Consider the following 23,670-nt stretch of genomic DNA (forward strand, 5'->3'; position numbering starts at 1 on the left):
CGTATGCTTATCGGCAAATTACCTTGGAAGTGAAGCGGACCAATTTTTATTTTCTGTTTACCCTGTCAATATCAGGCCCTGCCTCAGCTATTAATTTTTTCAAATCATACTTTTTTTCTGCTCTTCTCACCCTGATCTCATGAAGACCAGCCATCATATCATCTACTTCGCCTTTGGAATTGCTAAATTCCCGAGCGATTTCATCGCGTACTTCTACCTGATAAAACTTACTGAAGTAAGCCATCTTCTCGGCCACCTTCCTCCCTTCAAAGCATAGCTGGCTCAACAATCTCTAATTGTTTGTAGCCCAATAGCGCATTCACAGCGTTAACTTCCCTTTTGGTCTTTAGCTTGACCATATGCTCAAAATTCCAGCTAACAAGCACATCAAGGGAATAAACTGTAGCCACTGCTATATGGACTGCATCTTCGATATATTTTGCCGGAATTATCCTTCCCTTTATGTATTCTTCAGTCAATGCTTCTATTTCCTCTCCTCTGCTGGTGAGTCTCTCAAATCCCTTAACCAAATCAAGGAGATGTTTCTTTTTAACTTCATCACCGGTAGCTTCAATCTCCTCAACAACAAGATCTGAAATAAAGATCTCATATTGTTGAAGCTTTTCCCACAAATTCTTTGTTATTTCCTGTCGAATGGGATTTCTACTATCTATATATGCATTGGGCACAGATGTGTCAAAATAGATTTTGAGTTTCCTTGCCATGTAACCTTACTTTCGCATTGCATGAGAAGTAGAGTCATAAAAACCTCTAACCTGCTATATCTCCATTATAGCACCTTATGCGGAGCTGAAGATTATTGCTTAAAGATTTTTTATTGGATATTTTTTATATTTTAAGAGCCCGCCACGCAGCAGGATTCTTGCCTTATTTCCTGATTCGTTTATTTTCCCTCCATTTTTCACTTGCACCCGGAGTTAGGAGAGATAACTCATTATCCTTATCGGCAGGTTCTGCCCAAAATAAGGGACGGGATGGGCTCAAAGCACAAGCCCATCCCGTAATAAGTGCACCAGTTACGACAAATTAGAACTTTATTGACATCTCAAAGCGGCCAAAGAAAGCATCGTCAGTAGAGACCTTATTTCCTGGACCGACATTATGATTACCAGAATCTTCATAATAATTACCGGTTTGGAAATACTGGCCCAGCACATGGGCGGTAACTGCCGGAGTGAACTGATACTCAAGACGAGCCTGAGGGCATATACCGCGCTTCTTACTGACCCCATCCGGCACATTATTGGCTGCCAGATAGAGGAACCCCAGGTTGGCTGTCATCTTGGAGATAGGGGTAAGTTTAAGATCGGCTTCGTAAATCCTATGGTTTGTCCAAGTTCCCTCATCATAGTCAAGCTTGGTAAGGCTGGCAAGCATATCGCCATATCCATACTTGGGGAATTCGCTGTAGAATCCGTCCCAGGCTTCATAGTCGTCAGTGTTCTCGTTATCACCGGAGGTATAATATGCTCCTAATTTAATTGTGGGTTGAGTAGGAACAGGTATGGCATAAGTCAGGGTGGCAAGTCCGCCAATGGCATCCCGATCCATATCGCCCTCTTCACGGGCACCTGTTGGATCGAATCCTTTCCAATCGACTGATCCAAACTCTTTCGTCACTTCGGCTGCATAGGTAAGGTTTTCAATAATCTTTCCGCTCGCCCGGACACCGACGGCAGTAGTGGAAGAATCGACATCGATGTCAGGAGTAGTAGCATCGAAATCTTGGTCTAACTTATAGGCTCTTCTCTCCCGCTGAAGGACATAAACATCAAATGCCTGACCAGGCACCATCTTAAGAGTGGTATACAGACCGTAGAGATCCTCATCATCATTGATGTTGTATTGCCCCTCATCAGGCTTGGCAGTGAATAAATCCACACCGATAACGCTCAGATCGAGGGAAAGCTTGACAGCATCGAAATAAATGGTCCGGGAGCCATCAACAGGTGTCCCCTCATAGACCAGGAACCCCTCTCCATAGGTCAGATCCTGGCGACCGATCTTAAGGTTTAGCGGCGACCCCAAAAATTTCTTGGCTTCGATATAGGAATTATCGATGATGAGGTGATTGGTCCATTCAGGTTTGGGTTTTTTCGCAGCATCTACAGTAGCATCATTATAAGTATAATCCGGGCGACCCCAGCGGGGCTCAACCGCTAACCGGACATAGCCGGTCATGCCTTCCTCAAGCTCTCCTTTTATCCACAGACGGGTCCGATGACGGTAGAATTGCTCGTTATCGTAGGCATTAACTCTTTTCCCAGCAGTACCTGCCTTAGTATTATTCAAGTCATAAATATTTTTCGTAACCTGCCCGCGAATCCGGATATCTCCGCCGTAAGTAACCTTGTTCGCCGCTTCCTCGGCACAGCATACACTCACCAAACCGGTAATCAGGACAATACTTAATAAACCAATCAACGCTTTTTTCATTATTTTCCCCTTATAACCTTATAATATTGAAAAATAAGATTAAATATATTTCACAATCCTGATAGCCTGTTCCTCTCACCCCCTTTTTTCATGGAACTTTCCTTAAACAAGGTGCTCTGCTATTCCTTCTTCGTACTACTTCCTGAAATACCTGCCAGGGCAATCTTTGATTATAGATCTACGCCTGAGCAAAAAAACTATGGAGAACTTACATTGGCTCTTGTTGATAAGCACTATTAAGATTTAATAAATCCTGTGCCGCTGAAGTTGTGACAAGACCATAGAAAAGCCGGGTAGTTTTCTGAATATCCTGACAATTGCGCCACCTTCCATAAATCGGTATCGCATTACAATCTCATTGTTCATTTTCCGTAGTTAATATATATCGAGAGTCCGGGGACATGTCAATATAAAAAATAAACTCAAGAGCATAAAAAAGGCAATTAGCTAAATTCTCCCTCTTGTATGAGCCGTATAATTAGGAATATGTATCATTCCTTAAACTATATCGGTAAAACTGAATCCTGTCTCTCGAAATTAAATTGCATTGTCTTTGCTCATAGGTTACTATACTCCAAATCCCAATCTTGTCTTTTCAGTCCAATTGCGTTATCTTTGCTCATAGCATAGTGTGTATCCTTTCATTTTGTTTATCCAGAATGCTGGATAAATCTAAAACGATTATCCGGGAAGATACACTACCTGCCCTTTCTCTATAAAGGTCGATTCAATTATAAGTAGGAGGTGATTCCCTATGGGAAAAGATAACCTTAGAAATTCCAGATGAAGTTTTAATTTCCCTTAAAGAGACTCCTCTGGAACTTTCGCTGGATATCCGGATGTTGGCTGCGGTTAAATTTTATCAGATGGGCAAGCTATCCTCCGGCAGGGCAGCTCAGCTTGCAGGTATCTCAAGAATAAGCTTTCTTCAATCCCTTGCACGGTATGGTGTACCAATATTCGAGCTTACTCCTGAAGAATTACAACAGGATATTGAGAATGCATAGCATAGTGATTGTTAATACATCACCTCTCTTTTACCTTCATAGGCTGGGCTGTCTTAATGTCCTTGAAAAGTTATATGGTGAAATTATTGTTCCGGCAGCGGTATTAGCTGAACTTGAGGCAGGAGGGCGGACAGGGGGGGATGTTCCTCATGTTGCAGAATACACCTGGATGCAGATGAGGAGAGCAACCATCCCCGCATTCATTAAGATGATCCCTGATCTCGGGCAGGGCGAAGCAGAGATCTTGGCCTTGGGCTGTGAGGAATCCGAACCTTTATTAATCATTGATGATGCTTTGGCACGAAGGATAGCAAAGCTCCAGGCATTCAAGATTACAGGTACTGGCGGTGTGTTATTAAAAGCGAAACAAAAAGGCTATATTGGCGAGCTCAGGCCAATACTTGAACATTTAAAAGAGGCTGGTTTCTACCTGAGTGATAAGTTGATCGCTGAGACATTAAAAATTTCTGGAGAAAGCCAAAAGTAATTTTGAAATCTTTCCCCCTTCAGGCCGGAAGTTCAATTCAACGATAACCGCTTTAAGCATATATGCAATATTGTGCAGTTATTTTAAGCCACAATTGCCCCCATGCCAAGAGCTTTCCATCAAACTGAACCACAGAGCCCGTAAAGGGCATTCCATATGAAATCCGAGAAGAAAGAAGTAATGATGAAGCGATGCTTTTTCAGGCAAAACGATTACAATTAAACCACACGGATGCATTTGCGAACGTGGAGTAAGGAGGCTGGATAATACCATGAAAATCAAAGCCAGCGACGTGATTGTGCCTTTAGATGTCCCCAAGACAATGCGGGGAGAATATACTCAGAATTATCTGACCATTACCCAGGAAAGCGGACGGCTGATACTGTTTGCCGGTGATCAGAAAGTAGAGCACCTCAACAGGGATTTTTTCGGGGAGGGCATCCATCCCCAGGACAGCGATCCGGAGCACCTGTTCAGGATCGCCGGTCAGGGCAGGATCGGGGTTTTTGCCACCCAGCTTGGCCTGATAGCCAGGTACGGGATGGATTATCCCGATGTGTCCTACCTGGTCAAGCTGAATTCCAGAACGGATTTGGTGACGGTCGATATGGACGATCCTTTCAGTCAGCAATGGCTGGATGTCAAACAGGTGGTGGAGTTTCGTGATAACAGCGGGCTCAAGATACCTGCCGTAGGTTATTCGGTGTATCTGGGAAGCATGTATGAGGATGAGATGCTCCATCATGCAGCCCAGGTCGTATATCAAGCCCATCAGCACGGCATGCTTGCCGTTCTGTGGATCTGTCCGCTTGGCCAGGCAATAGAAGACGAAAGGGATTCGCACCTGATTGCCGGGGCTGCGGGTGTGGGGGCATGCCTTGGCAGCGATTTTGTGAGAGTGAACTATCCCCAGACGAATGGTGCCAAACCGCAGGAGATGTTTAAAGAAGCCATTCTGGCCGCTGGACGGACCAGGGTCATTTCTTCGGGAGGGTCGAGCCAGGATGTGGGAGCTTTTCTCGGAAGGATTTACGACCAGATTCACATCAGCGGTGCCGGGGGGATATCGATCGGCAGAAATCTCCACCAGAAGTCCCTCGATGAGGCTGTCAGACTGTGCGAGGCCATCCATGCCGTAGTTATCGAGGGAGCTATGGTCGAAGATGCTTTACAGCGCATGTGGACATCGTCCAGGGAACGATAATGGAGAGCATCTTCAAAGCCTGCGATATCCGGGGCTCATATCCGGATACTCAGGTTCAGAGGTTCATCACTCCTCTTCCCCGCAGTTCGAAATTCAGGGTCACCTCAAACCAGATCGAGGACTCCTGGATGCCGCTGGGGAAAGGGGGGAAAGGGTTCCCATTTTTGACCGCGGCAATGGCTGCTTCATCCAGGAGGGCAATTCTGGAGCTTCGGGTTATCTGAATCTGCTCTACCTGTCCATCGCGGTGAAGCAAAAATCTGATGCTGACATTTCCCTCCCATCCTTTTCTGGCAGCCAGTGAAGGGAATCGCTTGCGGCTGTCGATGTGCCGGTGAATAATGCTCTGATAGGCTATGGTCTGATCAGGCTGCTCGTAAGCAGTCCTGGTCTGGAGCGGGATTTGGGGAAGCGAAACGGGTTTGATCTGGCCAAGTGCAATCCCGCCTCCAGTGCCGTACGAGGGACCTCCCACGCCGCTGGCAGAGCGCTCCGCCGAATCATCAGCCACCGGCACGTACAGTTTTTCCACTGCCCCGCACGGTGCTGCCGCTGAGCTGGCGATCGGATGAACCGGGGCCGGTGAATAAACAGGGTTTGCACAGGGAGCCGGAAACCTGCTGGCGACTTTTGCGTTCTGGAACTGAGGCATTGCCCTGGGGCGCAGGTACGGACGGGGGATATTCCGTGCCGGTTGTTGACTGTCCTCATTTGAGGGCAGGTCTTTCAGGTCCACCTCGATCAGTAACTCGGAGGAATGGGAACGGACCAGAGGCCCCGAAGCCAGGAGAATACCGGTATGCAATATAAATGATAAAAGTAAAGAATAGGTTATTGCTCGGTTTTGTGCTCTTCTCTTTGCCATACCTCAGTAATCCTTCTTTCAATGCTCATGCAAAAGCCCCGGGTCAAAAATCCCTGTCCGTGGCGATACAAAGCCGTTCCGCTCCTGCTTTTTTGGCGATATCCATAACTTTTACCGCCCTGTTCAACACAATCTCCCGGTCCGCTTTAACGATGACCAGTCTATTCCGGCTGGCGGCAAGCATGGTCCGCAGCCGGTTATGGAGCTGGCTTTCGTTTAACTCCTGCTGCTGGACAAATATCCTTCCTTCTTTGGAGATGAAAACCGTGATTTCCTCCTGGACCTGGGCAGCAGTTGACTGTGCCTGGGGGAGTTTCACCTGGATACCTTCCGTGGTAATGAAATTAGTGGTCAGCAGAAAGAAAATTAAAAGCTGAAAGACAATGTCAATCATGGGGGTCATATTCATGGAGGCGTCAAGCCTCCGTCGATAGCTCATGTCAATCATAATTTTATTCCATTTTCCATGGTGGTCTTTGGCTCTGTCTGTGCTCTTTCAGACAATATGCTTTTCATGCAGGACTTCCAGAAGCTCAACCGATGAGTCCTGCATTTCATGGCCGAAATTTTCCACTTTTCCGACCAGGTAGTTATAGGCCACCACAGTGGGCAGGGCCACGGCCAGGCCAAAGGCGGTTGTCAGCAGGGCTTCCCAGATACCTCCGGCCAGTACGCTGGCATTGACCTTTCCGCCCAACTGCTGGATAACCATAAAGGCCTTGATCATTCCAGTCACGGTGCCGAAGAGCCCCAGCAGGGGGGCAATGTTGGCTATGGTGGCCAGGGTGGGCATGTAGCGGTCAAGCTCACGAAGTTCCTGCTGACCGGCATGGGAGATGGCCTTTTCGATCTCCGACAGATTTTTGCAGCATCCGCTGAAATGGGATTTTTCAATACCCGTGGCCAGGACATTCCCGATAGGCCCTTTGGCCTGTTTACACTCGCTCAGGGCCTCATCAATCTTTCCTTCCTTGATCAGCTCTTTGATTCTGTCCAGAAAGAGTGGATCCTTGAGCCGTGCCCCGTGGAAACGGTACAGCCTCTCGCAGATTACAGCTACGGAAACCAGCGAGCAGAGTAAAATCGGAATCATCAACGGGCCGCCTTTCACCAGGTAATCAATCATAATTCCTTCTCCTTACCTCAAGGTCATTTTATTGGGTGATCCGCTCAACCTTATCTGCCACTCCATCATGATTCATATCCCGCTTGCGGCAGATAACAGCTTCAGCCTGATCGTAGTATTCCCAGAAGTCAGCCTTCCCGTCATGGTCGGTATCCTCTTCGGTGTGCTCCAGTTTTCCAGCCCCGTAGTACAGCCAAAGATCAGCCCGGCCATTCCGGTTCTGATCCTTTTCCCCCCTGACCGGCTGCTCCTGATCGTCATAGTACCAGGTAAGCTCAAAGCTGCCATTGTGGTCCTCATCCAGCTTGCTTTGGACCATCTTCCCGGCCGGGGAGTATATCTCGACCGTGTCCATACGGCCATTGAGGTTGGTATCCAGTTCTTTGCGCTTGACCGTCTTGCCCTGATAGTGCCACCAGATGTCGGGCTTTCCATCCCCGGTGGAGTCCTGCTCTTTCCGGATAAGCTCACCGGCCTGGTAATAATCCCAGGTATCCGCTTTCCCATCGGCATTGCTGTCCTGCCATGCCTTATGGATCTTGCCCTTCTCATACTCCGTCCAAAGATCCGGGGTACCGTCAAAATTTGAATCCTGGCGGCTTTTTTTCGGAAGCTCGGTTTCATCCAGCTCCACCCAGAGGTCGATTTTGCCATCTCCATTGCCATCTTCCTCCTGATCGACCGCTTTGCCGTTCCGGTAATGGAGCCACAGGTTGATCTTGCCGTCATCGCTGGTGTCGATCTCCCTTTTCTGGATGACCCCTTTGGCAAAGGTGGTGAAGCAGTCCATATGCCCGTCCCGGTTCTGATCCATGATGCTCCGCTCGACCAGGCCATCTGCAGTAAAGAAAATTTCGAGGTCAATCTTTCCATCCCTGTTTTCATCCTGAGTCTGCCGCCGGAGCTGCTGCTTTTCGTAATACGATATCCGGTCAAAGACCGAATCCCTGTCCGTATCCTCCTCCATCCGCAGGATTTGTCCCTGCTGGAAAATGCTTCGGTGATCCGCCCTGCCGTCAAAGTCGGCATCCTGCTCACTCCTGGCCAGTTTTTCCTCATCATCGAAGAAAAGCCAGACATCCGTCTTTCCATCCTCGTTCTTGTCCTGCTCCTGCCGCACCAGTTTCCCCTGCTGGAAGAAATCTTCGATATCCATGCGGCCATTCTTGCTTTCATCCCGCTTCTGGTGCTCGATCACGCCCTTTTTATACTCGGCGATCATATCGACCTGGCCGTCGAAGTCACGGTCCTTGCGGCTTTCCCTGATTTCGCCGCTGGCATCGAAGAATATCCAGTTATCTTTCTTTCCGTCCTCGTTCTGGTCGCGCTCCTGCCGCTCCTGCTTTCCATCCTGGTAATAATCCCAGGTGTCCATTTTGCCGTTGGCGTCCGTATCCCGCTCAGCTTCGACGAATTCCCCGTTCCGGTACCGTTTGATCAGATCAACATGGCCGTTCAAGTCACGGTCGTACTTTTCCACTTTTGGCTTTTCATGCTCATCGTATTCAACCCAAAGGTCCGCTTTCCCATCTTTGTTGCTATCCCTGCTGGTGGCGGCCACTTTTTCGTTCTTTCCCAGTTGAACCCAGAGGTCAACGATACCGTTGGCATCCTGGTCCTGCTCCTGCCTTGCCCTGATTCCCTGCTCAAAATAGTCCCAGGTATCTTTTTTCCCATCAAAATTGGTATCCCGGATCATGGTCAGTATCTTCCCTGACTGGTAGGTCTGCCAGGTATCGATCCTGCCATCGAAATTATCATCAATCTCGACTCTTTGCAGATTCCCCTGCTCGCTGTAATAGCCCCAGAGGTCAGGCTTCCCATCGTTATTCTTGTCTTCAGTGTGGGGTTTGGCCAGCAGCACGGCGGGATGCAGAAGAATAATCAGCCCAAAGGCCATAAGCCAGGCAAGAGCACGCATTTTTTTCATCTTTCTTAATTCTCCCGAAAGTCGAAACTTACGCTGTCCTGGAAATAAAAAAGCCATGAATCTTCTCTCCGGCCTTTTCTTGCCGGAAGAAGCCTTCATGGCTTCAGCTTTTTTCTCGTTTTGTACGGCAGCCACCCATTTTTTCACCCCAGGTGAGCTGCCGGGAAATCAGACCAGCTTTTTATAAGCGGTAATTTATTGCCAGACGGTGCTTTTCCCGACCATCAAGGTTGTAATGTAATCTTCCTGATTACAGACAATGACCAATACCAGAGATAAATTATGTTTTAACAATACCAGGAGACAGCCATTTTGTCAAGACCAGTTTTTTTAGTGGTCAGTGATCAGTGATCAGTGGTCAGAAAAAAAGAAAGTCTTTATTCTGGCTCCTGGCTCCTGATTAAAATTTTATGATTTTCTTGAGAGCAATAAACAAAATAATATGGTATACTATTTCTGGTTAATAGAATAAAAAAGGGGGGGATACTATGGCGGGCATCAGAAAAAAGGCAGGTCTCTTGCTTGGTATGATTCTTGGCATGATTTTCCTTTTCGGCGTCTCTTCTGCACTGGCGGCTTTTCCGCCTGTCCAGCCGGCACAGGGGCCGGGAGGTGCGGACTACATTCATGGCAGGGTTATCAAAACGGTCCAGGGCTCCGGCGACCAGGCATATTATCTCTTCGAGCCGGATGAGCCAAGGCCGGATACTGCACCTTTGATTGTCTTTCTCCACGGCTGGGGAGGAACCAATCCGGACTATTACCATACCTGGATCGAACATCTGGTGAAGAAAGGTAATATCGTTGTCTTTCCGGTCTATCAATCCTGGGGTTCCCTGCTGAGCAGCAACAGGTACAACTCCAATTGCCTTGAGGCGATCACGGCGGCAATCAGGATGTTGCAGAGCGGGGACCATGTCAGGCCAGACCTTGACCGTCTGGCCATTGTCGGGCATTCGGTTGGAGGAATCCTGGCCCTCAACATTGCAGTCCTGGCCCAACAGTCCGGATTACCTGTTCCCAAGGCGATTATGTCGGTTGAGCCCAAACGGGCTCCGATGCTCTCCCTGGAGGATGTATCCGCTATTTCCTCCCGCACCCTGCTTCTGGTGGTCACAGGCGACCAGGATGGCCTCTCGTCCGATGATGCAGCCAGGATTTTCCGCAACACGAGCCAGATACCGCTGAAGAATAAGGATTTTGTAACCCTGGTTTCCGATGATTACGGGGATCCTCCCCTGATTGCCGATCATCTGGCCCCGGTCAGCAACGCTGCCGGCGGCAGAATCTTGCTGGGCATTGTCGGCACGGCCTGCACCGATGCCCTCGACTATTACGGCACCTGGAAGCTGTTCGATGCTCTTACCGATGCCGCTTTCTTCGGAAAGAACCGGGAATATGCCCTGGGAAATACCGTCCAGCAGCGGTACATGGGAAGGTGGAGTGACGGCAGGCCGGTAAAGGAATTGATTATTACCGATCATCCCCAGCCAAGATCACGGAACGGGTTGAGACAGCTTATTCCACGGTTAAGGTCCCGGGAGCGACAAAGTGCGGAGACTGGACATCGGGGTGGCTCCTGAGAAAGCGCTGGATATTCAGGAGATCATCCAGGTTCAGGCAGCGGTGGGACGGAGGTTTGCGGTCCAGGTACGAACCGAGCCGGACATCGTGCTCGAAAACCCTGCAGGCCGCTGGTACTTTCCAGACCGGTAATCCGCAGTATTCGAACAGTGCCTTGACCACCTCGTGAGGTCTGGCTATCAAATCCTCGTAGCGCAGGCCGATCATGGGAACACCCCGCCGGTAGAGGTCCAGGTAGCGGTGCATGACCGACAGCCACATAATGAGGGCAATGCCCACACTGCCGAGATCTTTATAGGCCCTGGATGGGTAATCCTGAATGAGTGGAATAAGGCGGCTCATCGATTTCTTCCTCCGGGCGATGAACAACCGGAGCCAGAATCTGGCAAGGTGCGATTGCTGTGCCGCCCGGAATGTCCTGCCCCAAAATCCCTGATCACCGAAGGCGCGGATCAGGGACTCAATCACATCCTCTGCATTCCGGTAGAGGAATATGTTCCGTGCCTGGGGAAAGATGCCGTGCATGAGGTCTCCAAGCTCGATGCCGAAACTGCGGAACTTGATCGCCAGATTGGGCTTGCGTCCGCCTGCGCCAGGCTTGCCGAGAATGCGGGTGCAATCACGGAGCAGCCTGGAAAGCTCAGAATCGCGGCTCCCATCAGGATTTCGCAGGCCAACCACCTGAGTAAAAATATCCGGCTCGGACAGACTGACAACTCCAGGCACCTGATTGAACACCCTGCTGAGCAGCGTGGAGCCGCAACGCCCTACCGAATAGATAAGAATAAGGTTGTCAAACGGGTCGCCCATCGCCCTGGCCAGTGAGTGTATATCCTCATAGGACACGGCAACCAGCCGGATGGCGTGCTGAAACTGAGCCTGATAATAAAAGGGTGCTTTGGAAAGGTCAATGCCGGGTGATGTTTCAACGAAAATCACCCGCTTTCCTGGATCATCCAGACAATACGGGCTGATGTCAGGATTGCTGATAATAACTCCAGGGTCAATGCTCTCCCCCTCCTGGCAGCGAAAGTTGCTGAACCGGGCCCAGCTTTCCGGAGGAAGAGAAAGCTTTCGCTTAATATGCAAAACCTTTGCGCTCATGGATGTATAAATTTATCTGGTTATTTGCCTGTTGCTTATCTGACTGCATGAGGATACGGTAACTTCAACCAGCATCATTTACGACTGATGATTTTCTTTCGGTTTATCTTGCTATTTCTCATGACCCTGAAAGCAGGGAAACTGATAAAAAGGCTGGCAATTATCGAAATATTTTTCAACCGAGAGCCCGTTCAGACAGCATTATTCACAAAATCCCAGAATGCCTGAGCTGGCGGAGAGAGGGTTTTCGCCAGGAGGTGCACCAGATAGAAATTCCGGGTGAGCCGGACATCGGACAGAGGGACGGATTTAACCATATTGGCCCTGGTCTCGAAGGCAAGGGCGGCCTTGGGGATAAACGAAATGCCAAGACCGGCAATCACGGCCCGCTTCACCGCCTCGATGCTGCCCAGCTCAGCCACAATCTGAAGCTCGCCGCGAGAAAGGTTTATCCGGGACAACTCGTTTTCGAAAAGACGTCTGGTCCCCGATCCCTCCTCTCTCAGAATGAGGGGAAACTCCATCACCTGCGCCAGCGTGATCTTTGGCGGCATTTGAGGAAAATGGGCAGGAGAATAGGTGAGCAGAAGCTCGTCAGTACCCATAATGCAGGAGGTAAACTGCTCTTCATCGGGTGTACTGCCGACAGCCCCAAGCTCTATTCTCCCCAGGCAGATATCGTGGAAAATACTGCCCGTATTTCCCGAGGCCATATGAACGGTGACCTTTGGGTAAGTCTTGAGAAACCTGACAATTATTTCCGGCAGGATATAGGAGGCCGGAATCGTGCTTGCACCAAGGCCGATTGTTCCCTCGATCCTGCCCAGAAAATTGTTGACCGCACACATGGCTTCCTTCCGGGAAGCGATGACCTTCAATCCCTGCCGGTACAGGACTTCGCCCACCGGGGTAAGATGGACCCGGCCTTTGCGGCGGTCGAAAACCTGAGCCCCGATTTCGGATTCGACCGTCTTGATATGGGTGCTGACCGTGGACTGGCTGATGCCAAGAGTCTGCGCAGCTTCCGAGAAGCTCCCCAGCTCGGCACAGGTGCAGAAAACCTCCAGATGATGGATATCGATATTCATAGAGAACTATCCTTTCTTATCTCCTTATTGTGTACTTTACTGGATATTATTATTATACGATAGCTCGACTACCGTGTCAGCAATTCTCTTCACCTGATCCAGGTAATGGGAAACCGTCAGGATGGTGCAATGTTCTTTAATGTTCAGCAAAAGCTCCTCAATGACAGCTCCGGCTTTGCTATCCAAAGATGAAGTGGGTTCATCGAGGAGCAGGATTTCCGGTTCCAGAACCAGTGCCCGGGCAATACAAAGGCGTTGCTGCTGCCCGCCGGATAGAGCAAGTGCACTGTCTGCCAGCCGGTTTTTAACTTCCTCCCACAGATGGGCATTCTTCAGAGCCTGTTCAACCTTGTGACCGATGAGACTTTTGTCTTTTATTCCAGCCAGTTTTAAGGGAAAGGCGACATTTTTATAAATGCTCATCAGCAAAGGATTGGGCACCTGAAAGACCATGCCGACCGTCCGCCGTAATTGCGGCAGGGGATAGGACCGGCTATAAATATCATGGAAATTCCCATTAAATTTAATTTCTACCATCCCCTTCATTTTAGCCCCTGGTATGCCTTCCCACAATCGATTGAGGGTCATCAGAAAGGTCGATTTACCGACCCCTGAAGGACCGATGATGGCAGTGATGGAATTTTCGATAAACTGGACTGTAATATCGCGAAGGACATAGTGATCATGGTATGAAAAATAGAGATGCGCAGTTTTTATCTTTACCGTCTTCTCATCCATAGGGCTCAGACGCGATAGAGGATTTGATAGGCCAACTGCCTTTTGATGACAAAGGCAAGCAGAAAGAGAACAATGCAAATAGTCAGGAGAATGAGCGAAGCTCCATATCCGGTCAAAAGTTCCCGGGTGTTTGAATATTCGGAGGAGATGTAATAGATGTAAAATGGGAGCGCTTCATAGGGTGAAAGCAAAGACCTGGGCAATCCGGCTGTAGCCACGACGCCGGTGAGCATGATCACGGCTGTGTCTTCTGCACAACGGCCGATGGCCAGGACAAGGCCGCTCAGGATGCCTGAGAGCGATTGAGGAATGAGGACATAAAAGATGTTCTGAAGCTTTGTGCCCCCCAGAGCCAGGGCTGTAAGGCGTGTCTTTAAAGGCAGGCTTTCCAGAGAAACCTGAGTTGCGCGAATGATATATGGCAAGACCAAAAAAGAGAGGGATAGACTGGAGATCAAAAGGGAGGGATAGATGCGCTCGGAGTAGTGTTTATGCAGGAAAACAGCCAGGGCAAATCCTGAGAGACCAATCACGATCGAAGGAATGCTGGCCAGAATATCGAAAAAGAGATTGAAAAAGGTTTTTGTTTTACCCTGAGCATACTCCGCCAGGTAGATGCCGCAAGCCAGTCCCACCGGAGCCGCCCAACTGACAGATAAGACTACGAGACAGATGGTCCCTGCCATAGCCGGAAACAGGCCGTGAAAGACCTGTTTCCGGAAAATGAGCGCTTCGAGAGGCCTGGTTTCACCAAAGACAAGCTGCATATTTACCGTGCCAATACCTTTGAAAATCAGATAACCGATAATATACGAAATAACGCTTACCAGAGTTATTCCACATATCCACGAAAAGACTACCACCAGCTTCTCTCCTGCCCGGTTCACCTTTTTTCTCTCCCATCCCCTGATCCTGACAACGACCGGGCTCCCAAAACAAGAATGGTCGTAAACAGATAAAGCACTATACCACAGGCAAAGATGGATTTAAATTCCAGACTTTCATAATCAGCGGCGAACACCAGGGCGATGTGAGATGTCAAAGTTCTGGCTGAATCCAGAACCGAGCCGGGAATCTGAATTGCATTTCCGGCAAGCATCAAGGCAATAAGGGTATCGCCGAGAGATCGCCCCAGGGCAAGAATGAACCCGGTCAGGACACCCCTAAAGGCGCAGGGCAGGATGACATACAGAAATTTTTGCACTTCGGTTGCGCCTAAAGCGTCAGCAGCATCACGGTAGGATTTTGGCACATGATCAAAGCTATCGGTGAAAAACAGGATCATGGTCGGAGAAATAAGGACCGCCAGCATCAATGAAGCGGAGAGGATGCACATTCCTGAACCGCTCTGGAACATTTCCCTGATTCTGGGAACCAGAAGGAACACGCCTACAAACCCATACACAACCGTGGGTATGCCTGTCATAAGCTGAACCGCTTTTCGCAGGAACCGGCTGAATATTGCGGGACCAAGAACACTGATCAGTGCGGAACACCCCAAACTCAGCGGAAAAGCGAAGACCAGGCTCAAACCGGCAATAGTCAGCGTGCCCGCGATCATGGGATAAATACCGTATGAACCGGAAGCGGGTTCCCACGGCTGAGCCAGGAGGTCAAAAAAATGTCCCCCTCTGATGAGAGGGAGACCCAGGAACACCATGAATCCCAAAATGATAATAGTTAGAGAAACACTGACCACTGCCGAGAGGAGAAACAGTTTCTCGGCGATCTTTTCACGGATGGTAACCATGTGAATGGGCTGTAATCATTTGACCGGGATAAAGCCATTGCTTTCAACGATCTTCTGACCTTCGGGCGTGAAAAGATAATCGATGAACTTTTTCGTCAGACCTGAAGGCTGGCCTTTGGTATTGCTGTACAACCCTCGACTGACGGTGTACTTGCCCTGTTTTACGTTATCCAGAGTTGGCAATACCCCATCGAAAGCTACCGGGGCCACCGTCTCATCGATATGGCCCACAGAGACATAGCCTATGCCATAAGGATCCTTTGCTATGGCTGATTTCATTGCTCCGTTGGAGGCGACAAAATTGGCTTTGGGAGTGATCGCCCCCTTGTCGAGGGCCTTTTCCCAGAAGACTTCACGGGTACCGCTTGCCTCGTCTCTTGTATAGACATTAATTCCCTTATCTGCTCCGCCAAGGAGTTTCCAGTTGTCGATCTTCCCTGAGAAGATATCAATAACCTGAGCTTTGGTCAGCTTTTTCACTTTGTTATCCGGATGATTAATGATACCTACACCGTCAATGGCCCACTGGAATATCGTGAGATTATACCTGGTAATTTCCTCATCGGTGGGTTTGCGTCCGGAATTCCCTATCTGGACCAGACCTTCCCCTACCTGCTTGATTCCAACCCCCGAACCACCACCGGCAATGGTTATCTGAATATCCGGATTGACCTCCATAATCTTTTTGGCCGCCTCCTGCATCACCGGAATATGAGCTGTACCTCCGGCTATTTTCAAGGTTCCCTTTTCATCCCTGAAGGAGTCCAGTTCTCCAGCCTGTAAACTCATACCTGCGCCAATGATTAAACAAATCGTCATCGACAATGCAATCAGAATATACTTTCGCTTCATGACACTCTCTCCTTACCTGATGGTGATAATCGTAGAACTGGCAATACCAGTTTTAACTGTTATTTCTCATATAAGACTTCAGGACCTTGATGGCAATATCGATCTCCCGCTCGGTGTTAAAGTAGGAGAGGGAGAACCGGACCGTGCCGTGGGGAAAGGTGCCCAGGGTCTGGTGCGCCAGAGGCGCGCAGTGCAGGCCCGGCCTGGTGCATATTTCCCACTCGCGGTCAAGGTAATGGGAAACCTCGGAAGCCATTGCCCCTTTCAGATTGAACGATACTACAGCCACCCGGTCGGCTTCGGGAGCATAAACCTGAGCTTCATCGATTTGCTTCAGCTTATCGAGCAGATAGTGTGTCAACTGATGCTCCCGGTCGATGATCTGCTCAAGCCCTTCGGCCAAAATGAATTCAATGCCGGCTGCAAGACCCGCGAATCCCGGAGTATTGACTGTCCCGGCCTCGAATTTATCCGGTGGAAAGTCCGGCTGGACGGTCTTTTCCGACAGGCTGCCGGTGCCGCCGCACAGAAAAGGCTCCAAGGTATCAGTATCCCTGATGATCAGAGCCCCGGTTCCCTGCGGTCCGAAAAGATGCTTATGCCCGGTTATGGCCAGAAAATCGAATGGGGTCCTGGCCAGATCGATCTGTATTGCCCCGGCACCCTGGGCAGCATCGACCAGAAGCTTCACCCCCCTGGACCGGCTTACCTGGTATATCCCATCCAGGTCAAGCTTTGTGCCGCATACATTGGAAGCGGCGGTAACCGCAATGAGCCTGGTGTCAGCACTGATGGCTGCTTCGATCTTTTCCGCAGATACCAGGCCGTTTCTGTCTCCCTCGACAATGGTGAGCCTGATCAGGCCCTTGTCTTTCAGGCGGTTGAGCGGCCTCAGAACGGAATTATGCTCCATCGAGGTGGCTATCGCCTCACCCCCTCCCGATGCCAGCGTCCCGTAAATAGCCAGATTCAATGCCTCGGTCGCATTTTTGGTCAGGATGATTTTTTCCGTTTCGGGAAAGTTGAAAAGCTCACCAATGGCCTCACGTGCCCGATAGATAATCTCGGCAGCCCTGATGGACAGAGAATGCGAAGACCTGCCCGGATTGGCATTGGCATGCTTCAGACAATCGACCATAGCCTCGATCACTGATGGAGGCTTGGTGCCCGAAGTGGCTGCATGGTCAAAATAAATCATGGCTGGTTCTCTGTTTGTGTTCTTTGCTGAAAGTGGGTACCTAAATCGTAATCACTTTGGCTGATTTGAGCAAAGTTTCGGAAATATCGTACATGTTGGAAATCCTGCCAGCGCCAAGCTCCTGGGTGAGATTGAAGTAATTCAGGCAGGTTCCGCAGACCAGAAGCTCAATCCCTTTCTCTTCAAGCTCCTGCAGGCAGGACAGGGTCGGGGCTCCTTTAACCGCCAGTTTCACTCCGCTGTTCATGAAACAGATGGTTTTCGGCTGGACGGACAGATCCCGGAGAGTAGCGACAAACGCATCGAGAAGGTTCATGCCCAGCTCATCACTGCCGGACCCGATCCGGTCCCTGGTGATAAAAACCGCCGTCCCGGTTCCGGAAGGATGATCGGTGCAGGAGTAATCTTCAGGCGCAAGCTCCACGGCTGACAGAGCGGTTTCCCGGCCAGCAGCCGGACTCTTTTGATCAGAGCCGCCCCTGGTATAAATGTGAAATTCGTTCCCTCGCTCTTCCACCCGGTCAATTTCAACCCCATTGCGCGTAAGAAACCGGGTGACATTCTCCTTCGAGGCCGCGCTGCTGACCATCACCACAAGAGGCTGACCAGCCGCCTGCTCGAAAGCTTCCTTTGTTTTCACTACTGGTTTGGGACAATCCAAACCCCGTGCATCAACCGTTATAGCCATGCGAAATCTCCTTATGTTCCTGCTGACTCCCAGCTCCTGACTTCTGACTACTCTTCACTGGCCACTGATCACTGGCCACTGGTCACTCTCTCCTGACTCCTGGCTTCTGGCTTCTGGCTCCCGACTCCTGACTCCTGACTCCTGCTTTAAAGCATACACTGCCGCACCAAGCGCGCCGATAATCTGGGGATTTTCCGGCACAATCAGGTTTCCTCCCAGCCGATCCTCCAGAAGTTTTACCAGACAGGGATTCAGGGCTCCGCCACCGGCAAAGAGTATTGGCCGCCTGCGGCCAAGCCGGTTGATCATGGTCTCTATCCGCTCGACTACGGATTGATGAACCCCCAGGGCAATGCTTTGAGGGTCTTCGCCTTTAGCCAGCAGTGAAATCACTTCAGATTCAGCAAAAACCGTGCACATGCTGGTAACCTTGATCAAACCGCCAGCCGTAAGAGCGAAAGCTCCAAACTGGCCGATGTCAATCTCGAACGAATGAGCCATGATCTCCAGAAACCGGCCGGTTCCGGCAGCACAGCGGTCATTGATGCCGAAATTGTCAAAGGAACCATTCCCGTCCAGAGCAATGACCTTGGTGTCCTGCCCCCCGATATCGATCACCATCCGGACATCCGGGTACAGGTAATGCGCACCCAGGGCAAAGGCTTTGATCTCGGTTATGGTCTGATCAGCCAGGTCTTTCCGGGCAAGATGCCGTCCATATCCTGTGGCCACAATGCCGGGCCGCCCGGCCGCTTTCATAATGCCTTCTTTTTCCAGGGCGCGGCGAAGCTTTTCCAGAGGATGAACACCGCCATCCATAACCTGAAAGGCAACCAGGCCACTCTGGTTCAAAATTACATACTTGGCCGTCCGGGAACCAAGATCAATGCCTATGGAAGTCATACACTGTGGCATTGTATCATATCTTATCTTACGGTTTAATCCGCTCCAGAAATGCCTCGATCCTTGTCTGAATCTGCCCCGCGTCTTCGGCGGTGTAGTCAGTCTCGATCTTCAGGACCGGAAAGCCTGCCTCTTTCAGCGCCTTTTCAACCCTGGCGTACTCCACGTTATAGGTATGGCAGAACTGAAGGGTGTTATAGATCACGCCATCGGCATGATACTCCTGAGCATACTGGATTATCTGTTCGGTTCGCTCATGGTTCGGAGTAAAACAGGAGCAGTTTATCGACAGGTATCTCTGAGCCAGAGCATCCAGTTGGGCATTCAAATCCGCCGCCGACTCATCGACCAGGGTTTCGAAATAGCGGGTCCCCGTGCAGGCTTCCTCGACCACTACCGCTGCCCCCAGGCTTTCGATGATATGATGCAGTTTCCAGTTGGGCACCACACTCGGACAGCCGGAAAGCATAATGCGGGGGGCATCCTTGGCAAACGGGCTGATGCCTTGTGCAATCCGGCCGGTCAGCTCTCCGGTCAGTTTATCCACCGAAGCGGTAAACCGGGCAACATCATCGTAAAACGCAACCTGTGAAATCAGCAGGGCATCTTTTCCACTGATGGGTGAGGGCTGACACTTTCGGGTTTCATACAGCCTGGCCAGGGCCCTCCTTTTATTGTTCATGAGCTCGATGGCTTTTTTCACCGCATCAAAGCTGATTTTCGTCCTTCCCGCCTCCTCCAGCATTTTCACCAGCCTGTCAAGCTCTGCGCGATATACTCCCCGGCCTGCATCATCCTTCCTGTGGGGGACCTGCACGACCCTGGTGGGAACGAAATCGTTTAAAATTTCCCAGGCTTTCTTTTTGCCGTCGCAGGTGGTTTCTCCGAGCAGAAAGTCAGCGGATTCAAAATAGGGGCAGATTTTCGCCAGCTTAAACCCGACCGATGACTTTATCAGCGGGCAGATGTTTCTCGGCAGGTATTCTTCCGCCTTGGAGATGGTGAGGTCCGCCCCGCCGCACAGGCCGATCGGAAGACCTCCAGCCGCAAGGATCAACTCATCGGGGATGAAAAGACAAAAAGCTCCGGCAATGAATCCTCCCCTGGCCTTGTGCTCCAGGAGCTCCCTGATACGAAGACCATGAACCTCGCTCAGGACAAAGTCAAAATACTCCATAGCTTCGGGCCGGTTATCCTGCTTCAGGTAAATGTCAGAATAGACCTGCCCAAGAACGTTCAGAAGGTTGCAATGCGGATCAAGATCAATATTCAGGCTTCTCCACATATCGTCGTAATTACTCATTATCTGCCCTCGTTACATTAGATGAATTTGAATTTCTTCTTCTTTTCCGCCTCATCATCCCTCTCCCACCGAAAAATCTGATCGATCTCCACCTGGCTGTCGGTGAGGATTTTTTCAATCTCTTCCCTTTCCGGCCAGGGCACCTTGCAGCAAAAACCGCAGTTGGAGCTGAATTCCCTCGGCACCGGGATCATTTCCGGTTTTCTGCCGCTCTTGTCAAGCACCCGTTTGGCCTTCAGGGCAAAATGGGTGGTGTGAAAGGTGATGATTGCATAGACTGCCATATACAAGCCTCGGAATGAGGAAAAATCAAAGCTGCACCAGGATATTGCTAATACTCGATAATACCCAATAGTTTTGGGAAGTCAAGGGCATTATTGAAGAAATCTATAATGCCTATAGATGTATTCAATATCACGGTGGTGCTTATTTCCGTTCCGCGGCAGAATCGCCGGTGATGGATAGAACTACAGAGATAACCACCTCCGGTGTGGTTTTACTGTCTGTTTTAACAACTACCTGACCACTCGTAAGGGAGCTGTTGTCCATTGCTTTTGCTGACACAATAATCGTCAGGGATTCGTTCGGTTTGAGACTTGCCGGCAGTTTGGTCTGCTCCGATGCTGCTTTGGCTGTAACAGCAGCGGCAGGAGTGGTTTCAATCGATAAAATCGACATGCTCTCCTGGCCGATATTCTTCAGCACAACCTCCTGAGTGGCATCCTGGTCCTTTGCTGCCCGGTTGAAATAAACATTGGCAGGAGTGGCTTCCAGATCGACTTTGACTAATGCTTCAATAGTTATTTGCGTAATTGGATTAACCGGGTCATTGGAATGGACATAGATGACTTTCTGTTGTTTCCCCTTGCGATGGGCGGAATTGAAAGTGACTTTAATCTGCCCGGTCTCACCCGGATTGATTGTTTTTTGAGAAAGCACAGCAGCGGTGCATCCGCAGGATGTCTTTACTTGTTCGATGTTCAGCGCCTGGTCTCCGGTATTCTGAAAGGTAAAAACATGGGTAACCGCTTTATTCTGGTAAATTTGCCCAAAATCGAACGAGGCATTGGAGAATGCGATACGGGGGGCGGCTGCGGCAGGTGCCGGACAGAATACGGACAACACTATGGGAAAACTTATCAGGAGGACTGATAAGACTATTAAGGTTCTATTCTTTTTCATGGTTTATCTCTCCTTTACTTTTTGGGCCTTTACTTTTCGGGCCTCTCAGTATCCGAATATCGCCGATCCGCATGGTGAAACCAATGGAATCGAAGTATTCCAGAATCTGAATGGTTTTTATTCGGCCCAGATCCATTACTCTATCACGAAAATCGATAACGGTAAGACTCCCTTCCTTTTGGATATATGCCTTCACCATCTCCCTGAGCTCATGGAGAGGTTGGCTATGGATGATGGTATTTGGTGCGATTCGAATGACAACACTCTGATCTATGAGCATCTTTAATAATCTGTCCACCTCCTCCCCGGCGCAATTGATATTTTGATAAAGTTGACTTATGGGCAGCGGTCTGTAACCGCTGGATAGAAGCGCCCTTTCAATTTCGCTGATAACCTTCTTCTGCCATGAACTGAACGACAGGCTATGATTGGCAAGCCTGATAGCGGGACCGTCGATCGCTATTGTCTGCCTCATCTCAAGGTCCCTGAGCAGGTGATGGAAAAGCCGGCTGTCCATTTCCCCTGCTGTCTTTGACTTGAGCAGTTCTCTCCCCATACCTTTTTCAAGAGGGTTTTGGCTGTGAAAGTCTTTCAGGGCAGCGATAATTTTTTCTTTGATATGTGTTACCTGCCTGGTGGCAATAAAGAATTCCTCATCATCAAGACAGTAAATAACGCCTTCACTCTTTAACCGGGCAAGGATATCGACGAGTTCTGACCGAGTAAGGGCGGTCTTTCGTAACAGTTCACTCTGACTGCAAGGATGGAATTGGTATCGTGAAAGTGTCTCGATGATGAAGTCCCTGAATTTTCCCTGTTCCAGGTGCTCGATCCGAGTGACTCTGCTTTTACCTTCTGAGGCACTGTACCGCCTGGGGTAAGTATCCAGGATAACTCCTCCGCCAATGGTACGGGAAGGGCTGAGAGACCGGATAATATATCTGTCGAATACCCGAGGCGAAGCCTTTTCTTCCAGCCTGAACTGGACAACAGCCATTTCACCGGGTTGAATCTTATCCCTGTCCATGCAGATCACCCTGGCTATAATCTCGGTAGTACCGGTATGGAGGCGTACCCTGGCTTTCGTGGACAAAGGAGATGCGTTCGATTCCAGGTATCGGAGTCTGGCATCCAGTATGCCGGTGGGCATGAGGGATTCCGGCGGGGCGATGACATCTCCTCTCTTGACCTGGGAGGTGGCGATACCGGCCAGGTTAAAGCCGACCCGCTGTCCGGCATGGGCTTCTTCGACCCACTGGTTATGCACCTGAAGTCCACGGATTTTGACTTTATAACCTTCGGGATATACCATTGCTATGGCTCCGGAACTTACAGCACCATTTACCAACGTGCCGGTAGCTATTGTGCCGTAGCCTGCTACTGAAAAAACCCGATCCACGGGAAGCCGGAATTCGCCCCTCTCAAGTTTGGTTTTCTCAACCTTGCCGGTAAGCTCCATCAGGGCCGTCTTCAATTGATCGATTCCCTCTCCGGTCCGGCATGAGCAATCGATTACCGCTGCCTCCCGGAGGAAACTCGGCTCAACAAGCCGGGCGATTTCCCCGTGAATCAACTCCAGCCAGTCCCTGTCCACCAGATCGATCTTGTTGACTGCCACAAGGCCGTGTCTGATTCCCAGCAGGGAAAGAATATCAAGATGCTCGCTGGTCTGGGGCATGGGGCCGTCATCGGCTGCAATAACCAGTATGGCCATATCGACGCCGGATATGCCTCTGAGCATATTCTTGATAAATTTTTCGTGACCCGGACAATCGACAATACTCACCACCTGTCCATTGGGAAGCCGGCAGGGTGCAAAACCTGATTCTATCGATATTCCCCGGACCTTTTCCTCTTTCAGCCGATCGGTGTCTATACCAGTGATGGCCTTGGTCAGAGCGGTCTTGCCATGGTCAATATGCCCGGCCAAGCCTATAACCAGATTTTTCAATGGAAGGTCACCCGACTTTTTATCATCTCTACTCTTGTGTCATAGGGAGAGAGGTAAAGAGGGTAAGGGGAATCGAACCTCCTACGGCCCTTGCACAGGCCGACCAGCGGATTTGAAGTCCGTGGGGCACACCAGTACCATTACCCTCGGTCATTCTCGATCATGACAGCTCGACAGCGTAAACAGTGTAAAAACTTTGGAAAATGATAAGTAATATTAAATATATCAGAAACTTACCGTGACCGGGTGATAT

24 protein-coding genes are annotated in these 23,670 nt (G+C 49.9%); 4 read left to right on the forward strand and 20 right to left on the reverse strand.

Annotation, left to right across the window (positions count from 1 at the left end):
* Positions 1–46: 46 nt before the first annotated feature.
* From AB1611_01515 to AB1611_01525, 3 genes are all read right to left on the reverse strand, one after another.
* Positions 47–244 carry a hypothetical protein gene (locus AB1611_01515; GenBank protein ID MEW6378263.1) on the reverse strand — a complete coding sequence of 66 codons (198 nt, stop codon included), beginning with the start codon at positions 242–244 and terminating at the stop codon, positions 47–49.
* 22 nt (positions 245–266) lie between these two features.
* Positions 267–725 (reverse strand): type II toxin-antitoxin system VapC family toxin, encoded by a 459-nt coding sequence (locus tag AB1611_01520; protein ID MEW6378264.1) that lies wholly within the window; start codon positions 723–725, stop codon positions 267–269.
* 322 nt (positions 726–1,047) lie between these two features.
* Positions 1,048–2,457, reverse strand: coding sequence for an alginate export family protein (locus AB1611_01525; GenBank protein ID MEW6378265.1), 1,410 nt, complete (start codon positions 2,455–2,457; stop codon positions 1,048–1,050).
* Positions 2,458–3,221: 764 nt separating this feature from the next.
* Here AB1611_01525 and AB1611_01530 point away from each other — a divergent pair.
* From AB1611_01530 to AB1611_01540, 3 genes are all read left to right on the forward strand, one after another.
* The gene (locus AB1611_01530; GenBank protein MEW6378266.1) at positions 3,222–3,464 is read left to right on the forward strand and encodes a UPF0175 family protein; all 243 of its coding nucleotides are present in this window, start codon (positions 3,222–3,224) and stop codon (positions 3,462–3,464) included.
* Positions 3,457–3,951, forward strand: coding sequence for a DUF3368 domain-containing protein (locus AB1611_01535; protein ID MEW6378267.1), 495 nt, complete (start codon positions 3,457–3,459; stop codon positions 3,949–3,951). Before AB1611_01530 ends, AB1611_01535 begins: the two co-directional genes overlap by 8 nt.
* A 271-nt stretch (positions 3,952–4,222) precedes the next feature.
* Positions 4,223–5,155: an aldolase gene (locus AB1611_01540; GenBank protein MEW6378268.1), complete on the forward strand. Its 933-nt coding sequence runs from the start codon at positions 4,223–4,225 to the stop codon at positions 5,153–5,155.
* A 55-nt stretch (positions 5,156–5,210) separates the two neighbouring features.
* On the opposite strand, the gene AB1611_01545 is transcribed toward AB1611_01540, so the two are convergent.
* The 4 genes from AB1611_01545 to AB1611_01560 all read right to left on the reverse strand — a co-directional run bounded on the left by AB1611_01545 (position 5,211) and on the right by AB1611_01560 (position 9,076).
* Positions 5,211–5,960: an energy transducer TonB gene (locus AB1611_01545; GenBank protein MEW6378269.1), complete on the reverse strand. Its 750-nt coding sequence runs from the start codon at positions 5,958–5,960 to the stop codon at positions 5,211–5,213.
* A gap of 103 nt (positions 5,961–6,063) precedes the next feature.
* Complete coding sequence (locus tag AB1611_01550; protein MEW6378270.1) at positions 6,064–6,459, reverse strand: biopolymer transporter ExbD; 396 nt, start codon at positions 6,457–6,459, stop codon at positions 6,064–6,066.
* Positions 6,460–6,516: 57 nt separating this feature from the next.
* The gene (locus AB1611_01555; protein MEW6378271.1) at positions 6,517–7,146 is read right to left on the reverse strand and encodes a MotA/TolQ/ExbB proton channel family protein; all 630 of its coding nucleotides are present in this window, start codon (positions 7,144–7,146) and stop codon (positions 6,517–6,519) included.
* A gap of 28 nt (positions 7,147–7,174) precedes the next feature.
* Positions 7,175–9,076, reverse strand: coding sequence for a hypothetical protein (locus AB1611_01560; protein ID MEW6378272.1), 1,902 nt, complete (start codon positions 9,074–9,076; stop codon positions 7,175–7,177).
* A gap of 488 nt (positions 9,077–9,564) precedes the next feature.
* On the opposite strand from AB1611_01560, the gene AB1611_01565 reads away from it, so the two are divergent.
* Positions 9,565–10,659: an alpha/beta hydrolase gene (locus AB1611_01565; GenBank protein ID MEW6378273.1), complete on the forward strand. Its 1,095-nt coding sequence runs from the start codon at positions 9,565–9,567 to the stop codon at positions 10,657–10,659.
* Here the strand turns inward: AB1611_01565 and AB1611_01570 are convergent.
* From AB1611_01570 to selB, 13 genes are all read right to left on the reverse strand, one after another.
* Entirely contained in the window at positions 10,595–11,764 is a 1,170-nt protein-coding gene (locus AB1611_01570; GenBank protein ID MEW6378274.1) for a hypothetical protein, read from the reverse strand. The two genes, AB1611_01565 and AB1611_01570, sit on opposite strands and share 65 nt — an antisense overlap.
* Positions 11,765–11,955: 191 nt before the next feature.
* Complete coding sequence (locus AB1611_01575; GenBank protein MEW6378275.1) at positions 11,956–12,852, reverse strand: selenium metabolism-associated LysR family transcriptional regulator; 897 nt, start codon at positions 12,850–12,852, stop codon at positions 11,956–11,958.
* A 36-nt stretch (positions 12,853–12,888) separates the two neighbouring features.
* Entirely contained in the window at positions 12,889–13,590 is a 702-nt protein-coding gene (locus tag AB1611_01580) for an ATP-binding cassette domain-containing protein (protein MEW6378276.1), read from the reverse strand.
* 5 nt (positions 13,591–13,595) lie between these two features.
* Positions 13,596–14,477, reverse strand: coding sequence for an ABC transporter permease subunit (locus tag AB1611_01585; GenBank protein ID MEW6378277.1), 882 nt, complete (start codon positions 14,475–14,477; stop codon positions 13,596–13,598).
* Entirely contained in the window at positions 14,474–15,340 is an 867-nt protein-coding gene (gene pstC / locus AB1611_01590) for a phosphate ABC transporter permease subunit PstC (protein MEW6378278.1), read from the reverse strand. The genes AB1611_01585 and pstC overlap by 4 nt, the downstream gene beginning before the upstream one ends.
* A 15-nt stretch (positions 15,341–15,355) precedes the next feature.
* A complete protein-coding gene (locus tag AB1611_01595) occupies positions 15,356–16,192 on the reverse strand; it encodes a phosphate ABC transporter substrate-binding protein (protein ID MEW6378279.1) in 837 nt (278 codons plus the stop codon).
* A 52-nt stretch (positions 16,193–16,244) separates the two neighbouring features.
* A complete protein-coding gene (locus tag AB1611_01600; GenBank protein MEW6378280.1) occupies positions 16,245–17,390 on the reverse strand; it encodes an aminotransferase class V-fold PLP-dependent enzyme in 1,146 nt (381 codons plus the stop codon).
* Positions 17,391–17,430: 40 nt separating this feature from the next.
* Entirely contained in the window at positions 17,431–18,078 is a 648-nt protein-coding gene (gene yedF, locus AB1611_01605; protein ID MEW6378281.1) for a sulfurtransferase-like selenium metabolism protein YedF, read from the reverse strand.
* A gap of 54 nt (positions 18,079–18,132) precedes the next feature.
* A complete protein-coding gene (locus AB1611_01610; protein ID MEW6378282.1) occupies positions 18,133–18,993 on the reverse strand; it encodes an acyl-CoA dehydratase activase in 861 nt (286 codons plus the stop codon).
* A 16-nt stretch (positions 18,994–19,009) separates the two neighbouring features.
* On the reverse strand, positions 19,010–20,266 hold the full coding sequence (locus tag AB1611_01615) for a double-cubane-cluster-containing anaerobic reductase (GenBank protein ID MEW6378283.1): 1,257 nt from the start codon (positions 20,264–20,266) through the stop codon (positions 19,010–19,012).
* Between the two features lie 35 nt (positions 20,267–20,301).
* The gene (locus AB1611_01620) at positions 20,302–20,568 is read right to left on the reverse strand and encodes a DUF3343 domain-containing protein (GenBank protein ID MEW6378284.1); all 267 of its coding nucleotides are present in this window, start codon (positions 20,566–20,568) and stop codon (positions 20,302–20,304) included.
* 142 nt (positions 20,569–20,710) lie between these two features.
* Positions 20,711–21,466 carry a DUF1573 domain-containing protein gene (locus AB1611_01625; GenBank protein MEW6378285.1) on the reverse strand — a complete coding sequence of 252 codons (756 nt, stop codon included), beginning with the start codon at positions 21,464–21,466 and terminating at the stop codon, positions 20,711–20,713.
* Positions 21,453–23,417 (reverse strand): selenocysteine-specific translation elongation factor, encoded by a 1,965-nt coding sequence (gene selB / locus AB1611_01630; protein MEW6378286.1) that lies wholly within the window; start codon positions 23,415–23,417, stop codon positions 21,453–21,455. The genes AB1611_01625 and selB overlap by 14 nt, the downstream gene beginning before the upstream one ends.
* Positions 23,418–23,670: the final 253 nt, after the last annotated feature.

The sequence above is a fragment of the bacterium genome (genome assembly GCA_040755755.1).
GTDB lineage: Bacteria > SZUA-182 > SZUA-182 > DTGQ01 > DTGQ01 > DTGQ01.

What these genes read in the sequence shown, in the direction of transcription:
- AB1611_01600 (MEW6378280.1), bottom strand. Translation starts at nt 17,390, where the DNA reads ATGATTTATTTTGACCATGCAGCCACTTCGGGCACCAAGCCTCCATCA.
- AB1611_01620 (MEW6378284.1), bottom strand. Translation starts at nt 20,568, where the DNA reads ATGGCAGTCTATGCAATCATCACCTTTCACACCACCCATTTTGCCCTG.
- AB1611_01520 (MEW6378264.1), bottom strand. Translation starts at nt 725, where the DNA reads ATGGCAAGGAAACTCAAAATCTATTTTGACACATCTGTGCCCAATGCA.
- AB1611_01515 (MEW6378263.1), bottom strand. Translation starts at nt 244, where the DNA reads ATGGCTTACTTCAGTAAGTTTTATCAGGTAGAAGTACGCGATGAAATC.
- AB1611_01570 (MEW6378274.1), bottom strand. Translation starts at nt 11,764, where the DNA reads ATGAGCGCAAAGGTTTTGCATATTAAGCGAAAGCTTTCTCTTCCTCCG.
- AB1611_01610 (MEW6378282.1), bottom strand. Translation starts at nt 18,993, where the DNA reads ATGCCACAGTGTATGACTTCCATAGGCATTGATCTTGGTTCCCGGACG.
- AB1611_01525 (MEW6378265.1), bottom strand. Translation starts at nt 2,457, where the DNA reads ATGAAAAAAGCGTTGATTGGTTTATTAAGTATTGTCCTGATTACCGGT.
- AB1611_01555 (MEW6378271.1), bottom strand. Translation starts at nt 7,146, where the DNA reads ATGATTGATTACCTGGTGAAAGGCGGCCCGTTGATGATTCCGATTTTA.
- AB1611_01580 (MEW6378276.1), bottom strand. Translation starts at nt 13,590, where the DNA reads ATGGATGAGAAGACGGTAAAGATAAAAACTGCGCATCTCTATTTTTCA.
- pstC (MEW6378278.1), bottom strand. Translation starts at nt 15,340, where the DNA reads ATGGTTACCATCCGTGAAAAGATCGCCGAGAAACTGTTTCTCCTCTCG.
- AB1611_01550 (MEW6378270.1), bottom strand. Translation starts at nt 6,459, where the DNA reads ATGAGCTATCGACGGAGGCTTGACGCCTCCATGAATATGACCCCCATG.
- AB1611_01560 (MEW6378272.1), bottom strand. Translation starts at nt 9,076, where the DNA reads ATGAAAAAAATGCGTGCTCTTGCCTGGCTTATGGCCTTTGGGCTGATT.
- AB1611_01625 (MEW6378285.1), bottom strand. Translation starts at nt 21,466, where the DNA reads ATGAAAAAGAATAGAACCTTAATAGTCTTATCAGTCCTCCTGATAAGT.
- AB1611_01535 (MEW6378267.1), top strand. Translation starts at nt 3,457, where the DNA reads ATGCATAGCATAGTGATTGTTAATACATCACCTCTCTTTTACCTTCAT.
- AB1611_01565 (MEW6378273.1), top strand. Translation starts at nt 9,565, where the DNA reads ATGGCGGGCATCAGAAAAAAGGCAGGTCTCTTGCTTGGTATGATTCTT.
- AB1611_01575 (MEW6378275.1), bottom strand. Translation starts at nt 12,852, where the DNA reads ATGAATATCGATATCCATCATCTGGAGGTTTTCTGCACCTGTGCCGAG.
- AB1611_01615 (MEW6378283.1), bottom strand. Translation starts at nt 20,266, where the DNA reads ATGTGGAGAAGCCTGAATATTGATCTTGATCCGCATTGCAACCTTCTG.
- AB1611_01540 (MEW6378268.1), top strand. Translation starts at nt 4,223, where the DNA reads ATGAAAATCAAAGCCAGCGACGTGATTGTGCCTTTAGATGTCCCCAAG.
- AB1611_01595 (MEW6378279.1), bottom strand. Translation starts at nt 16,192, where the DNA reads ATGAAGCGAAAGTATATTCTGATTGCATTGTCGATGACGATTTGTTTA.
- yedF (MEW6378281.1), bottom strand. Translation starts at nt 18,078, where the DNA reads ATGGCTATAACGGTTGATGCACGGGGTTTGGATTGTCCCAAACCAGTA.